Below are 12864 nucleotides of genomic sequence, written 5' to 3' on the forward strand. Positions count from 1 at the left end.
CTCAGTAGTCGTACTTGCTCTCGTAGCCGCGTGGGGTGACCATCCGGCCGTCCCACACGTAGGTGTCCTCGTTGCCGACGACGACGGTCGTCGTCATGTCCACGAGGTCGGTTTCTCCGTACTCCTCCAGTTCGCCGAGCGTCGTGATCTCCGTCGCCTCGTCGTCACGGCCGGCCCCGTGGACGATGCCGACGGGCGTATCGTCGTCGCGATGCTCCCGCAGGATCTCGCAGGCTGTCTCCCAGTTCTCGCGGCGCTTGCGGCTCCACGGGTTGTAGATGGTGATCGTGAACCCCTCGCCGGCGACGGCGTGGAGCCGAGACTCGATCTCTTCCATGGGCGTGAGGTGGTCGGACAGCGACACCGACACGGAGTCGTTCACGAGCGGCGCGCCCAGTCGGGCGCCGCACGACTGCGCCGCGGGAACGCCGGGAACGACCTCGAAGTCGACCATCGAGGCGGTCGCGCCCTTCGATTCGAGGATCTCCAGCGCGAGCCCCGAGAGCGCGTAGACGTTGGGGTCGCCGGAGCCGACGATCGCCACGTCGTTGCCGGCGAGCGCGCGGTCGATCGCCTCCTCGGTCCGTGATACCTCGCCGCACATCGGCGTGTCGTACAGCTCGTCTGCCCCCTCCGTGATCTCGTCCGGGATGAGGTCGATGTAGGTGGTGTAGCCGACGATGTGCTCGGCGTCGGCGAGCGCCGCCGTCGCCCGCGCGGTCATCCCCTCGGCGTGACCGGGACCGAGCCCGACGGCGACGAGCCGCCCGGGGTCGGCGTCGAACTCGTCGACGGTCGCCGTCACTTTCTCTTTCGTGTCGCTCGACGCGCCGCCGCCGCAGGCGCTCGCGCCGCCGGAGTCCGCGGAGTCGCTCGCGGTCGACGACGCGCCGCACGCCGAGCCCGACGAGCCGGCGGAGGAGCCGGCCTCCGCGCTCGCGCCGCCGTCGGTCTGTGCGCCGCAGGCGCTCGTCTCGGTGACGTCCGTGCTGTCCGTCTCTTTCGTGCTGTCCGCCTCGTCCGTCGAACCGCCGCAGGTGGTGTCGCTCATGGTGGTGGTGTCTCAGAAGTCCTCCACGTCACGCCCGCCGCGCGGGGTGACGAGGTAATCGCGGTAGTCGTTCTCCCAGACCTCGGTCTCGTGGGTGCCGACGAGGATGGAGGTGCCCATCCCGCCGACCTCCTCGTCGTGCTCGGTCGCCTCGCCGAGCGTCGTCAGGGTGTACGTCTCGCCGTCGACGTTGCGGCCGGCGTCGCCGCGGCCGGCGTCGTTGACGATGGCGACGGGCACGTCGTCGTGGCGCGCCTCGCGGATCGCCTCGATCGCGCGCTCGTAGTCGCGCCAGCAGTTGTACAAGACGATCACGAAGTCGGCGGTCGCCGCGGCGTGGAGCTTCTCCTCTATCTCTGCCCAGCCGCGCCACTTGTCCGACAGCGAAACCGTACAGAAGTCGTTCGACAGCGGCGCGCCGAGCGTCGCCGCGAGGCTTAGCCCCGCGGTGACGCCGGGAACGATCTCGATCGGCACGTCGGTCGCCGCCTCCGCCTCGGCCATCGTGAACAGCAGGTCCGACTTGCCGTACACGTTCGGGTCGCCGCCAGAGACGTGCGCCACGTCCTGCCCGTCGCGGACGCGCTCGAACGCCTCGCGGGCCAGCTCGACCTGCTTGCCCATCGACGAGCGGACGAGCTCCTGGTCGGCCTCCGCCTGCTCGTCTTCGGGCGGGAGCGTCCCGTCGTCGCGCAGGAACGCCTGATACAGGTTCGAGGCGATCACGCAGTCGGCCGTCTCGATGACGCGCCGGGCTCGGTCAGTCATCTCGCCCGGCAGTCCCGGGCCGATGCCGACGACGTACAGCGTGCCGTACTCCTCCGGCGCGTCGCCGGCGGGGTCGCCGCCGGCGGCCGAACGCGAGTCGGGGAGCGGCCCGCCCGATGACGCGCCGTCATCCGCGGCCGCGTTTTCGTCGCTCGTATCGCCGTCGCCCATATCGCCGTCGTCCGTATCGTCGCTCATCGCCCCACCGCCACGGTGACGCTGTCCTCGTAACCGATCTTCTCGACGACGAGCTCGTGGTCGCGGCCGCCGGCGATCGCCGACGCCTCCGAGATCCCCGGCCAGCCGATCAGCTCCTTCGAGCGCGACGGGGTCGGGCCCTCGTGGGCTTCGAGAGTCTCCTTCTCGAAGCTCACGACGCCGAGGCCGCGCTCTTCCGCGGCCGCAAGCAGCCCCGGCTCCTCCTCCTTGCGGGTGCCGGTGGCGACGAACTCCACGTCGGTCCAGTCGGCGTCGGCCGCGTCGAGCGCGCGCGACCACGCCGCCTCGAACTGCTCGGCGGTCGCGCCCGACACCGATCCCGTCCCGAGGACGACCCCCTCGTCGGCGTCGCTGTTCCGCTTGAGGACCGTCACGTCGTCGCCGACGAGCACCGCGCGCGGCCCGTCGAGGCGCGCGACCGGGCCGAGGTCGTCGTCGAGGACGGCGAGGTTCGTCGCGACCGTCGAGTCGCCGTTGACGACGTGGGCGTCGAGCGCCTTCGCGCGCTCTTCGACGCCCTGCTTGCCCGCCGCCTCGCTCGCGGTCGTCATCGCCGGCACCGCGCCGAGCGACGCGAGGTCGTCCGCGACCTGGTTCGCGCCGTGGTGCCCGCCCGTGAGCGGGATGGCCCACGTCAGCTCCTCGTCGACGACGACGACCGCGGGGTCCTCCCACTTGTCGTCGAGGAGCGGCGCGGTCTTGCGCATCGCGATGCCGCTCGCCATCAGCCCGCAGAACACGTCGTACTCGCCCCAGTGCTCCGCGAACACGTCGCCGTGGTACTCCAAGAGGTCGATCCGCTCGTAGCGGTCGGCGAGCCCGGCCTTGATCTCCTCGGCCGTGTCGCGCTTGCGCTCGAAGGTGACGATCCCGAGCGTCTCCGCCACCTCGCCGTCGGAGTCCGCGGTCGAGCAGTGCCCGCCGCCGGAGTCTGTGTCGTTCGCGTCGCTCGATCCGGTCGCCGTATCGTCGTCGGTGCTCATTGTGCGGATTCCTCCGTGATCGCGTCGGCGTCGGCGTCCGCGGCCGTTCCGCTCGCGTCGCTTCCGTCGCCGCTCGCGTCGCTCCCGTCTCGCTCCTGCTCGCTCTCGCTTCCACGATTAGCCCAGTCGCCGTAGAGGTAGGAGCGCTCGTAGCCGCCGCCGGTGACCGCCTCGCCGATGACCACGAGCGCGGAGGCGCGGTAGCCGGCGTCCTCGACCGCGTCGGCGACGTCGGCGACCGTCCCCGAGATCACGTCCTCGTCGGGCCACGAGGCGTGGTACACGACGGCGACGGGCGTGTCGGGGTCGACGCCGTCGTCCAGCAGGCGGTCCATCGTCTCGCGGACCGCGTGGGTGCCGAGGTAGATGCAGGTCGTCACGTCACCCATCCGGACGAACTCAGAGATGTGGTCGTCTTCGGGGTCGAGCGTCTTCCCCTGCGGCCGGGTGAACGCGACGTGGTTCGACACCTCGTTGAGCGTCAGTTGGGTGTCGAGCGTCGCGCTCGCGGCGAACGCCGACGTGACGCCCGAGACGAAGTACGTTGAGATTCCCTCGGATTCGAGCGCGTCCATCTGCTCTAGGGCGGCCCCGTAGATCGACGGGTCGCCGGAGTGCAGTCGGACCACGGTTCGCCCCGCCTCGTGGGCGTCCCGCATCAGCGGGATCAGCTCTTCGAGGTCCTTCCCGACGGAGTTCACCTGTTCGGCGTGGTCACAGAAGGCGTCCAATAGCTCGCTGTTCACGAGCGACCCCGCGTGGACGACCAAGTCCGCGTCGGCCAGGAGCGCCCGCCCGCGCACCGTCAGCAGTCCGGGGTCGCCGGGCCCGGCACCGACGAAGGGGATCCCCTCGCGGTCGTCCAGCACCTCGGTCGCGGGGTCGGGGAGCGCGTCGCTCACGCGTCGCCCACCTCCGCGAACGCCGCGGTCGCCGGCTCGTCGCCGGCGTCGGGGCGACGGGCGTACGCGAGCGTGTAGTAGTCGCGGTCCGCGATCGCCTCGGGGTCGTCGGTGACGACCGTCTCGCCCTGCTCCATGTACAGCCGGCGGCCGTACGTCACCTCGTAGCCAGCGGCGACGAGTCCCTCGTGGGTCGCCGGCGCGTCGGTCACCTTGAACAGAACCATCCGGTCGGGGCCTGTCGGCGACTTCCCGGCGTCGGCCTCGCGGAGCGCGAGCCCCGCGCCGGCCTCCACCTCGACGCCGAGGGCGGTCGTGAACGCGGTCGTCGCCGAGACGCCCGGCACCGTCTCGACGGACACGTCCGGGTGGAAGGTGTCGAGCGTGCGCCGGAGGTGGCCGAACGTCGAGTAGACGTTCGGGTCGCCGAGGGTGACGAACGCCGCGTCGCCGTCGCGGGCGACGGGCGCGACCGCGTCGGCGGCCTCGCGCCACGCGCGCCGGAGCTCGTCGGGGTCGCGCGTCATCGGGAAGTCGAGGTCGCCGAGCCGCGACTCGGGGACGTGTTCGACGGCGACCGACCGAGAGAGACGACCGGGCGTGTAGACGGTGTCGGCCGACTTCAGGACGCGCTTCCCGCGGAGCGTGATCAGGTCTGCGGCCCCCGGGCCGAGACCGACGCCGTACAGGGTCACGCGTCACCTCCCGCGCCCGGCGCGTCGGCCGCCGATTCGGGCTCGTCGCCCGTGCCGTTCTCGACGCCGCCCGCGATCAGGTACACCGGGTTGTCCGAGTCGAAGCTCGTCGCGCCCGCGAGCTCGTACCCGTGGCTCGCCTGAAACTGGACGACCTCGTCGAGGATCCCCCGGTCGCGGAACGCCTCGACCGCGCGCCCGGCGACCTCCAGCCGCGAGACGTTCATCACGACGCGGGAGACGTCCGTCTCGACCGCGTGATCGAGCACCGCCTCGAAGTTGCGCGACCCCCCGAGAAACAGCGCGTCCGCGTCGTCCGGGAGCCCGTCCGGTGCCTCGGCCTCGACGAGGTCCACGTCCGCGTCGACGGGCGCGTTCGCCGCGAGGTTCTTCTCCGTCACTGCGAGCCGGTCGGGCTTGCGTTCGAGCGCGGTGACGCGGCCCGCGCGGCGGGCCGCTTCGATCGTCACCGCGCCGGTACAGGAGCCGACCTCGACGAAGTGGTCCTCGGGCGTGAGACCCAGTTTCGAGACGGTCACGGCTCTGATTTCGGGCTTCGTCGGGCCCGCTTTCGCGTCGTGGGGAAGGCGTGTCGACGGCGTTCGAGGCATCGGTTCCACGAGAGGAAGCCCGCGTAATAACAATTTGGATTGTTCTAAGGAAATTTATATTGAATTACGGCACACAGACCGGTCGGTACGCGTCCGCAGGGACGGCGGAACTCGGGCCGTGTCGCGTCGACGATCCACGTCGGAGACGTGAGCCGGTCAGTCGGCGTCGGTCGGCGGCGCAGTCGGCCCGCGGCCGAGTTCCGTCGCGTCGGGGCCGAACACGTCCGCCATGAGGTCGGAGACGTCCGCGGGCGTCACCTCGGTGAACCACCGCCCGCGCGGGTGGACCGCGACCGCGGCCCCGTCGGCGCTACACAGTCCGAGACAGCCGGTCTCGGCGACGTACACGCGCGACCAGAACACGTCGCGGTCGCGGAGCCACGACCGAACCGCGTCGGCGACCGCGTCGGCGTCGCCCTCCGCACAGGCGGCGTACTCCGAGTCGCGGGCGTTCGTACAGACCAGCACGTGGTCGGTGAAGCCGGCGTCGCGAACCGCCGCGCTCTCCTCGTTCACGGGCTCCCCGCGGGCGCGTCGTCCGCGAATCCGTGGTCGGTCAGTCCCGCGTCCGCGCCGCCGGGGTCGTGGAACCGCGCGTGCGCCCCGGCCAGCACCAGCCACGTGAGCGCCTGCCCGAACACGACGAGCCCGGCCAGTCCGTTCGCGAGCGCCGTCGACATCCCGCCCGGGACCGGAACGGTCGGCACGCCCGCGAGAGCGACCGCGCCGGCGACGAGAAGCGCCCACGGGAGGACCCCGACGACGACGGCTGCCCCCCCGCCGCGGGCGTCGCGGAGCCGGTCATAGGCGAACATGCCGGCGACGGACGCGACCGCGCCCGCCGCGACGGCCCCGCAGTAGAGCAGCGTCGCGGTGTTCGGGTCGAGCGCCCGCGTCACGCCGGGCGGCGCGGGCGGGAAGACGAGCCACGGCGCGACGGAGGCCGTGAGAAAGCCCGCACCGCCGAAGACGTAGCTCCGGGCCGCGCCGGAGCCGGGGACGATCGGTTCGAGCAGGTAGAAGGCGATGCCGAACCCCGCGACGCCGAGGAACACGCCCCAGAGCACGCCGGAGAGCACGCTCACCCCGTTCGACACGACAGCCGGGAGCCCGCCGCCGTGGTCGTGCCCGCCGGCGTCGGCGCTGCCGTGATCGTGGCCGTCCGCGGTCGCGCCCGCGTCGTGTTCGACCTGCGCGCGCTCCTCCGCGAACGCCACGAGCGGGTTCGCCACGAGCGCCACGAGGAGCCCGAACGCGACGCCGGCGACGACGCCGGCTTTGACGCCGTTCACCACGTAGGCGGCGATCATCTCAGTGACAGACGACGCCCGCCGCGTGCCGGAAGTTGTGCATCGCCTCGTGAGCCGTCGGCTCCTGGAGCATCACGAGCGTGAACCCGAGCGCCGCCACCGCGAGGAGGGCGGACAGCACCTGCGTTGGGGTGAGGGCCGTTCGCGCGAGCGCCAGCCGATCGTGAACCGTGTTCGCCGTCATTGACAATCTGATTTGTACGAGAGAAAGCCCACTTGTAAACCTTTCCGAGTCACGCGGGGTCGGCGAGCCGCTCGCCGATCCGGGCCATCCCTTCGACGTATCTTTCCGGTTCCGCGACGTGTGCTCCCGTATGAATGCGAATTCGCCGGTGACCCGGACTCGGACCGCGGCACGGAGTGGGGTGCGGTGCCGATGAGCGGCAAAGACGACTACTACAACCGATCCAAACAGCAGGGGTATCGGAGCCGAGCGTCCTACAAGCTGAAACAGATCGACGAGGAGGCGGACCTCTTCGAGCGCGGCGACACCGTCGTCGATCTCGGGGCCGCTCCGGGGGGGTGGCTGCAGGTCGCCGCCGAAGAGGTCGGGGAGTCGGGCACGGTCGTCGGCGTCGACCTCCAGCGGATCGACGACCTCGACGGTCACGACGTGGAGACGATCCGCGGCGACATGACCGAGGAGCGCACCCGCCACTACCTGCGCGAGGCGGTCGGCGAGGGCGGCGCGGACGTCGTGGTCTCCGACATGGCACCGAACATGACTGGCGAGTACGGGCTCGACCATGCCCGATCGGTCCACCTCGCGCGACAGGCGTTCGACGTGGCGGAGGAGCTGCTCGCGCCGGGCGGCGACTTCGTGGTCAAGGTGTTCCAGGGCGACGACCTCGACGCGTTTCGCGAGGAGGTGCGCGCGGAGTTCCAGTACCTCAGGACCGTCTCGCCGCCCGCCTCGCGAGACTCGTCGTCCGAGGTGTACCTCGTCGCCAAGGGGCTGAACACGGCCCCCGTCGCGGCCGGCGACAGGCTGGAAGTGACCGTCGAGGAACTCGGCGAGGAGGGCGACGGGATCGCCTACGTCGAGGGGTACTCGCTTTTCGTCCCCGACGCCGCCGTCGGCGAGACGCTGACCGTCGAGGTCGTCGACGCCAAACCGCGGTTCGGGTTCACGGAGCGCGTGGGCGGGACGGCCGAGGGGGAAAGCGACGCGGACGGCGAGACAAAAGGCGACACAGGCGACGCGGACGGCGAGACGCAAAGCGAATCGTAGCGGCCCATGAAACGCGACGTCGACATATTCGGACCGCTGTCGGTCGTCGGCCTGTTGAGCCTCTGTTGTCTCGGCGTCGGCGGCATCGCCGGCGCGGCGGCGATCGCGGGCGGCGGCGCGTCGACGACCGCGATCGCGACCGGGGCAAGCACCGTCCGCGGCGCGGCGATCACGGGGGTCGTCACGTTCGGGACCGTCTTCGTCCTCGGGCTCGTCGCTCGGTGGTGGCTGCGTCGCACCGCGGACGCCGACAGGGAGTGACGCTCAGAGTTCGGTCTCGCGGCGGATCCACTCGCGGAGCGTGAACCGGTCGTAGTCGGTCTCTCCGACCACCGCCCACTCGTCGTCGTCCCACGCGGGGTACGCCGTGTCTCCCTCGTACGCGCCGTCGACGTGGCTCAGGAACATCCGGTCGAGGTGAGGCTGGAACAGGTCGTAGATCGCGCCGCCGCCGAGCACGTAGACGAACTCTGCGGCGGCAGTTCCGCCGGACGCCAGTGACAGCTCCGGCGGCGCGTCGAGGTCGGTGGCGACCGGATCGGCCTCGGCTGCGACCGGATCGGCTTCGGCTGCGACCGGATCGGCTTCGGCTGCGACCGGATCGGCTTCGGCTGCGACCGGATCGGCTTCGAGAGACGATCCGCGACTCCCATCCCCGGCGATGTCGCGAGCAAGTTCGACCGCCTCCTCGACGCCGTTCGCGACGACTGCAGTCGGGACGTCGACCGAGTCGACGCTGCGGCTCACGACGATCTGGCGGCTGCCGGGGAGGTCGTCGCGCATCGAATCGAACGTGCGACGGCCGAGGATGACGGGAGCGTCCGCGACGCGCTCGCGGTACTGCCGCACGTCCGCCTCGATGTGCGGCCACGGAACCTCGCCCGCGCGACCGATAATCCGGTTCTCTGCGAGCGCCGCGACACTGGCGAGTTGCACAGGAAGCCTACGGGGGCGACGGTGAAAAATCCGCGCGTGGCGCGGCAGTCGGCGACGGCGACGGACGGGGCAGTTGGCGACGAGCGGCGGCGGTCGCCGACAGCTAGCGCCCCTCAGTCGTCGAGACCGAGCAGATCGAACGGGTAGCCGTTGTCGGTGTCGTCGGCCTGCGCGTAGACGACGCGGGCGGCCGCCACGTCTTGGATCGCGAGACCGGTCGAGTCGAAGACGGTGACGCCCGTGAGGCTGTCGTCCGCCGAACTCTCGTCCTCGTCGGTCCTCCGGCCTTCGCCGTCGGTCCCCCGGCCTTCGCCGTCGGCCCCGACTCGTCCGGCGAGCCGCCCCACGACGATCGCACCGAGTTCGCCGTAGATGTCGTCGTCGGTGAGGGTGCCGGCGGCGTAGGGGACGTTGATCTCGCCGGAGTGGGTACACTGCTCGCGGTCGTCGATGACGATCGCGGCGTCGGCGAGCAGCTCGTCGGCGAGCTCGTGTTTGCCGGCGGCGTCCGCGCCCATCGCGTTGACGTGCGTGTGCTCGCCCACGTCCTCGGGGCCGACGATCGGCTCCTCGACGGGGGTTACCGTCGACAGCACGTCGCAGTGGCCGGCCTCCGCGACCGAGCCGCCGCGCACGTCGAACCGGTCGTCGAAGGCGTCGACGAAGGCCGCGACGCGCTCCTCGTCAAGGTCGCTCACCACGACTTCCTCGATGTCGCGTACCGCCGCGATCGCCTCCAGTTGGGTGTACGACTGGACACCCGCGCCGACGATCCCGAGCGAGGTCGCGTCGGGTACGGCGAGGTGGTCGGTGGCGACCGCCGCGGCCGCGCCCGTGCGCTTCATCGTGAGCGTCGTGCCGTCGAGGATCGCGAGCGGGAACCCCGTCTCGGGGTCGGAGTAGATCATCGTCCCCATCACGGTCGGAAGGTCGTGGTCGGCGGGGTTGCTCGGGTGGGCGTTCACCCACTTGATACCCGCGGCGTCCCACCCGCCGCCGTCGGCCGTCGACTCCGCGGTATCCGCCTCGCGCACGTCAAGGTACGCGGGCATCGAGCGGAAGTCGCCGTCGTACTCCGGCAGATCGACGTACGACTTCGCCGGCATGATCGCGTCGCCGCGCTCGTAGGCCGCGAACGCGCCGCGGACCGCCTCGATCACCCGATCCATGCGGGCGTTCTCGTCGACGTCGTCGGCGTTGAGAAGCAGCGTCTGCATGTCGCAAGCTTTGCCGGTCCGGTATTTATACTCTTGCGAATCGGCGGGAGGGAGCGAGGAGGGCGTCCGCGCCCGCGGTCGGTCGGGAACACGATTATACCGGCGCACGCTCCACGGTACCTCATGAACCTCTCGCTCGACGCGACGCAGCTCGACCGCTACTCCAGACATATCATCATGGACGAGGTCGGTCCGGAGGGGCAGAAGGCCCTGCTCGACGGGCGCGCGCTCGTGCTGGGCGCGGGCGGGCTCGGCGCACCGGTCATCCAGTACCTCGCGGCCGCGGGGGTCGGGACGCTCGGGATCGTCGACGACGACGTCGTCGAGCGATCGAACCTCCAGCGACAGGTGATTCACGGAGAAAGCGACATCGGCGAGCCCAAAGTCGAGTCGGCCGCCAGATACGTCGACCGGCTCAACCCCGACGTCGACGTGGAAGCGCGCGAGACGCGGCTCGACGAGACGAACGCCCGCGAGCTGATCGGGGAGTACGACGTCGTCGTCGACTGCGCGGACAACTTCCGCACGCGGTACGTCGTCAACGACGCCGCCCGGATCGAGGGGGTGCCCGTGGCTCACGGCGCGATCTACAAGTTCGAGGGACAGGCGACGACGCTCGTCCCAGACGGCCCCTGCTACCGGTGTCTGTTCCCCGAGCCGCCGGAACCGGGGACGGTTCCCGACTGCGCGACGACGGGTGTGCTCGGCGTCCTGCCCGGGACTCTCGGCTGTATCCAGGCGACAGAGGCGGTTAAACTCCTCCTCGCCGCCGGCGAGCCGCTGGCCGGTCGACTCCTGTTTTACGACGCGATGGATATGTCCTTCGAGACGGTGTCGTACCAGCGGAACCCCGACTGTCCGGTGTGCGGCGAGGACGGCATCGAGACGATAGAGGGGATCGACTACGCCGGCGGCTGTCGGATCGACGCCGACTGAGCCGTCCCGAGATGCGCTGTCGGTGTCACGCCGAGGGGTGCGGTTGGTGCCACGCCGAGGGGTGCGGTCGGTGCCACGCCGAGGGGTGCGGCTGCAATGGGTGCGCCGGGCGGTCGAGTCACAGCGACCGTTCGGTCATCGTCGGTCCGGCGGTCGCGTCCGACCCCTCGCCGGCGAAGCCGGAGCGGACGCACCAGCGGCAGTAGCGGAACGTCGGTCGGTTCTCCGCGCCGCAGTGCCGACACGCCACGGTCTCGCCGTCGACGTCGAGCGGCGGCGGCTCGCCTTCCGCCCCCTCCGCGGGAGGAGCCCCGGCACGAGACGCCGACCCGGTCGCCGCTCCGCCGTCGTCGGCCGACTCCGTCGGCGTGCCGCCAAGGACCGCGTCCGACCCGGGTTCGCGCCGGAGCAGGAACCACGCAGACGCGAGGGTGAGCGCGACCGTCCCGGCGAACACCGCGGCGATAGGCAGGAGGAACTCCCCCGTCATGTGATGTGTGTTAGCAGGCCAGAAGTAAATGTGCGTCGGTGAGCCATACCACAGCGATCCGCGCCGATGAGCATAGGGGCGTAGGCGACGGTAGTCCCGGGTACTCTTTGTGGCTCCCGCCGAACTGGCGGACGCATGAAAGAGATCGTTCACACCGACGACGCGCCCGAGGCGGTCGGCGCGTACAGCCAGGCGACGACGACCGGCGAATTGGCGTTCACGGCCGGGCAGATCCCGCTCACGCCGGAGGGAGAACTGCTCGACGACGCGCCGATCGCCACCCAGACCGAACAGGCGCTCGACAACCTCCTCGCCGTGTTGGCGGAGGCGGGCGCGGCGCCCGAGGACGTGCTCAAGACGACTGTCTTTCTCGCCGATATCGAGGACTTCGAGGCGATGAACGAAACGTACGCGACGTACTTCGAGGCGTCGCCCCCGGCCCGGTCGGCGGTACAGGCGGGCGCGCTCCCCAAGGGCGTCGGCGTCGAGATCGAGGCGGTCGCCCTCGTCGAGTAGATGAAGAGCCGCGACGGAGCGGAGGCCGGCGGGACTGCGACCGTCAGCGCTCGCGCGAAATCGGCCGCGCTGTGGGGGCTCGTCGGCGGGTTCTCCTTCCTCGCGCTCGCACAGGGATATCGGCTCGTGGCCGGGGGCGACCTCCCCGTCTCGGTCGCGGGACTGGCCGCCATCGCGGCGGGGATCGCCGTCGCGTCCGGCGGGATCGCGTACGCGACCGAACGCCGGCTCCACGCGAAAAGAAGGACTTAACAGTCCCACCGAAGTATCTCGACACGGGCCAGGATGGCCGAGTGGTAAGGCGCACGCCTGGAAAGCGTGTTCCCATCCGGGATCGGGGGTTCAAATCCCTCTCCTGGCGTTCTGTCGACGCCGACTACGAGCGAGGAGCGGTAGCGATGAGCGAGTCCGGCGTCGGCAAACCCAAAAAAGGGGTTTGAACCAAGGAGTGGAGCGGACGAATCGAGCGGAACGACTGGGGTTCAAATCCCTCTCCTGGCGTTTCGCCGTATCTTTTGTGTCGACAGCGGCGACCGCGAGCAGATCCGGACGGCGAGTCGACCGGTGAGTCGCGTTGACAGGGATCGGGCTACAGACGTGACACGGACAGCGTGAACTGCCCTCCGCACTGACACAAGACTCATATGTATGGGAGATGTTGACACGGGTGACGATGCCAGACACGAAAGCAGGCCGCGAGCGGAAGGGCAAAAACAAGCGCCGACAGTTGGAGAGCCGGCTCAACAGACGCGAACTCGATGCCGACGACGAACCGCCCGAGCCGGTCGTCGACGCGACCGACGCCGAATACCTCGCGACCGACGCCGAGCGGGGTCGGTGATCACGCGGCTGAACACCGCCGATATATTTTCTGTGACGACCGCCGCGCCGTGAGCGTCCCGCTTCGCGTCCGTGCGGGGGTTCCGCACGCATCCGCCAGCAAAAATCACTATATAAATGACGCCCGCTTCGGGGGCTGCGTGCTTTTCAGAGTCGTGC

At 70.3% G+C, this 12864-nt stretch carries 18 protein-coding genes and 1 tRNA gene; 7 read left to right on the forward strand and 12 right to left on the reverse strand.

The genetic code is table 11. The features are described 5' to 3' along the window. Position 1: 1 nt before the first annotated feature. From cobJ to EP28_RS03980, 9 genes are all read right to left on the reverse strand, one after another. The gene (cobJ, locus tag EP28_RS03940; RefSeq protein ID WP_049982685.1) at positions 2 to 1051 is read right to left on the reverse strand and encodes a precorrin-3B C(17)-methyltransferase; all 1050 of its coding nucleotides are present in this window, start codon (positions 1049 to 1051) and stop codon (positions 2 to 4) included. A 12-nt stretch (positions 1052 to 1063) separates the two neighbouring features. Then, entirely contained in the window at positions 1064 to 2017 is a 954-nt protein-coding gene (locus tag EP28_RS03945) for a precorrin-3B C(17)-methyltransferase (RefSeq protein WP_196219599.1), read from the reverse strand. Then, positions 2014 to 3021: a cobalt-precorrin 5A hydrolase gene (gene cbiG / locus EP28_RS03950; RefSeq protein WP_049982686.1), complete on the reverse strand. Its 1008-nt coding sequence runs from the start codon at positions 3019 to 3021 to the stop codon at positions 2014 to 2016. The genes EP28_RS03945 and cbiG overlap by 4 nt, the downstream gene beginning before the upstream one ends. Then, positions 3018 to 3923 carry a cobalt-precorrin-4/precorrin-4 C(11)-methyltransferase gene (locus tag EP28_RS03955; RefSeq protein WP_049982687.1) on the reverse strand — a complete coding sequence of 302 codons (906 nt, stop codon included), beginning with the start codon at positions 3921 to 3923 and terminating at the stop codon, positions 3018 to 3020. The genes cbiG and EP28_RS03955 overlap by 4 nt, the downstream gene beginning before the upstream one ends. Then, a complete protein-coding gene (locus EP28_RS03960; protein WP_049982688.1) occupies positions 3920 to 4618 on the reverse strand; it encodes a cobalt-factor II C(20)-methyltransferase in 699 nt (232 codons plus the stop codon). The genes EP28_RS03955 and EP28_RS03960 overlap by 4 nt, the downstream gene beginning before the upstream one ends. Beyond that, complete coding sequence (cbiT, locus tag EP28_RS03965) at positions 4615 to 5229, reverse strand: precorrin-6Y C5,15-methyltransferase (decarboxylating) subunit CbiT (protein WP_049982689.1); 615 nt, start codon at positions 5227 to 5229, stop codon at positions 4615 to 4617. Before cbiT ends, EP28_RS03960 begins: the two co-directional genes overlap by 4 nt. A gap of 156 nt (positions 5230 to 5385) precedes the next feature. Beyond that, positions 5386 to 5745, reverse strand: a complete 360-nt coding sequence (locus EP28_RS03970) for a (2Fe-2S) ferredoxin domain-containing protein (protein WP_049982690.1) — start codon at positions 5743 to 5745, stop codon at positions 5386 to 5388. Further along, positions 5742 to 6539: a CbtA family protein gene (locus EP28_RS03975; RefSeq protein WP_049982691.1), complete on the reverse strand. Its 798-nt coding sequence runs from the start codon at positions 6537 to 6539 to the stop codon at positions 5742 to 5744. The genes EP28_RS03970 and EP28_RS03975 overlap by 4 nt, the downstream gene beginning before the upstream one ends. Position 6540: 1 nt before the next feature. Continuing rightward, positions 6541 to 6723, reverse strand: coding sequence for a CbtB domain-containing protein (locus EP28_RS03980; RefSeq protein ID WP_196219600.1), 183 nt, complete (start codon positions 6721 to 6723; stop codon positions 6541 to 6543). Between the two features lie 192 nt (positions 6724 to 6915). Between EP28_RS03980 and EP28_RS03985 the strand changes: the two genes are divergently transcribed. Then, positions 6916 to 7770, forward strand: a complete 855-nt coding sequence (locus EP28_RS03985; RefSeq protein WP_049982821.1) for an RlmE family RNA methyltransferase — start codon at positions 6916 to 6918, stop codon at positions 7768 to 7770. Positions 7771 to 7776: 6 nt separating this feature from the next. Beyond that, a complete protein-coding gene (locus EP28_RS03990; protein ID WP_049982693.1) occupies positions 7777 to 8031 on the forward strand; it encodes a hypothetical protein in 255 nt (84 codons plus the stop codon). Between the two features lie 3 nt (positions 8032 to 8034). On the opposite strand, the gene EP28_RS03995 is transcribed toward EP28_RS03990, so the two are convergent. Further along, entirely contained in the window at positions 8035 to 8706 is a 672-nt protein-coding gene (locus EP28_RS03995) for a dihydrofolate reductase (protein ID WP_049982694.1), read from the reverse strand. Positions 8707 to 8819: 113 nt separating this feature from the next. Further along, positions 8820 to 9923, reverse strand: coding sequence for an ornithine cyclodeaminase family protein (locus EP28_RS04000; RefSeq protein ID WP_049982695.1), 1104 nt, complete (start codon positions 9921 to 9923; stop codon positions 8820 to 8822). Positions 9924 to 10046: 123 nt separating this feature from the next. Between EP28_RS04000 and EP28_RS04005 the strand changes: the two genes are divergently transcribed. Next, positions 10047 to 10859 (forward strand): SAMP-activating enzyme E1, encoded by an 813-nt coding sequence (locus EP28_RS04005; RefSeq protein WP_049982696.1) that lies wholly within the window; start codon positions 10047 to 10049, stop codon positions 10857 to 10859. Positions 10860 to 10977: 118 nt separating this feature from the next. On the opposite strand, the gene EP28_RS04010 is transcribed toward EP28_RS04005, so the two are convergent. Then, the gene (locus EP28_RS04010; RefSeq protein WP_049982697.1) at positions 10978 to 11349 is read right to left on the reverse strand and encodes a DUF7577 domain-containing protein; all 372 of its coding nucleotides are present in this window, start codon (positions 11347 to 11349) and stop codon (positions 10978 to 10980) included. Positions 11350 to 11484: 135 nt separating this feature from the next. Here EP28_RS04010 and EP28_RS04015 point away from each other — a divergent pair, with 135 nt between their 5' ends. From EP28_RS04015 to EP28_RS14345, 4 genes are all read left to right on the forward strand, one after another. Next, entirely contained in the window at positions 11485 to 11865 is a 381-nt protein-coding gene (locus EP28_RS04015) for a Rid family detoxifying hydrolase (RefSeq protein WP_049982698.1), read from the forward strand. Continuing rightward, positions 11866 to 12117, forward strand: coding sequence for a DUF7981 family protein (locus EP28_RS04020; RefSeq protein WP_049982699.1), 252 nt, complete (start codon positions 11866 to 11868; stop codon positions 12115 to 12117). Positions 12118 to 12144: 27 nt separating this feature from the next. Further along, positions 12145 to 12226: transfer RNA gene (locus tag EP28_RS04025), tRNA-Ser, on the forward strand. Between the two features lie 312 nt (positions 12227 to 12538). Then, a complete protein-coding gene (locus EP28_RS14345; RefSeq protein WP_196219601.1) occupies positions 12539 to 12706 on the forward strand; it encodes a hypothetical protein in 168 nt (55 codons plus the stop codon). Positions 12707 to 12864 lie beyond the last annotated feature (158 nt).

The organism is Halorubrum sp. BV1 (assembly GCF_000746205.1).
Classification (GTDB): domain Archaea; phylum Halobacteriota; class Halobacteria; order Halobacteriales; family Haloferacaceae; genus Halorubrum.

What these genes read in the sequence shown, in the direction of transcription:
- cobJ (WP_049982685.1), bottom strand. Translation starts at nt 1,051, where the DNA reads ATGAGCGACACCACCTGCGGCGGTTCGACGGACGAGGCGGACAGCACG.
- EP28_RS03945 (WP_196219599.1), bottom strand. Translation starts at nt 2,017, where the DNA reads ATGAGCGACGATACGGACGACGGCGATATGGGCGACGGCGATACGAGC.
- cbiG (WP_049982686.1), bottom strand. Translation starts at nt 3,021, where the DNA reads ATGAGCACCGACGACGATACGGCGACCGGATCGAGCGACGCGAACGAC.
- cbiT (WP_049982689.1), bottom strand. Translation starts at nt 5,229, where the DNA reads ATGCCTCGAACGCCGTCGACACGCCTTCCCCACGACGCGAAAGCGGGC.
- EP28_RS03975 (WP_049982691.1), bottom strand. Translation starts at nt 6,539, where the DNA reads ATGATCGCCGCCTACGTGGTGAACGGCGTCAAAGCCGGCGTCGTCGCC.
- EP28_RS03980 (WP_196219600.1), bottom strand. Translation starts at nt 6,723, where the DNA reads ATGACGGCGAACACGGTTCACGATCGGCTGGCGCTCGCGCGAACGGCC.
- EP28_RS03985 (WP_049982821.1), top strand. Translation starts at nt 6,916, where the DNA reads ATGAGCGGCAAAGACGACTACTACAACCGATCCAAACAGCAGGGGTAT.
- EP28_RS03990 (WP_049982693.1), top strand. Translation starts at nt 7,777, where the DNA reads ATGAAACGCGACGTCGACATATTCGGACCGCTGTCGGTCGTCGGCCTG.
- EP28_RS04000 (WP_049982695.1), bottom strand. Translation starts at nt 9,923, where the DNA reads ATGCAGACGCTGCTTCTCAACGCCGACGACGTCGACGAGAACGCCCGC.
- EP28_RS04005 (WP_049982696.1), top strand. Translation starts at nt 10,047, where the DNA reads ATGAACCTCTCGCTCGACGCGACGCAGCTCGACCGCTACTCCAGACAT.
- EP28_RS04010 (WP_049982697.1), bottom strand. Translation starts at nt 11,349, where the DNA reads ATGACGGGGGAGTTCCTCCTGCCTATCGCCGCGGTGTTCGCCGGGACG.
- EP28_RS04015 (WP_049982698.1), top strand. Translation starts at nt 11,485, where the DNA reads ATGAAAGAGATCGTTCACACCGACGACGCGCCCGAGGCGGTCGGCGCG.
- EP28_RS04020 (WP_049982699.1), top strand. Translation starts at nt 11,866, where the DNA reads ATGAAGAGCCGCGACGGAGCGGAGGCCGGCGGGACTGCGACCGTCAGC.
- EP28_RS14345 (WP_196219601.1), top strand. Translation starts at nt 12,539, where the DNA reads ATGCCAGACACGAAAGCAGGCCGCGAGCGGAAGGGCAAAAACAAGCGC.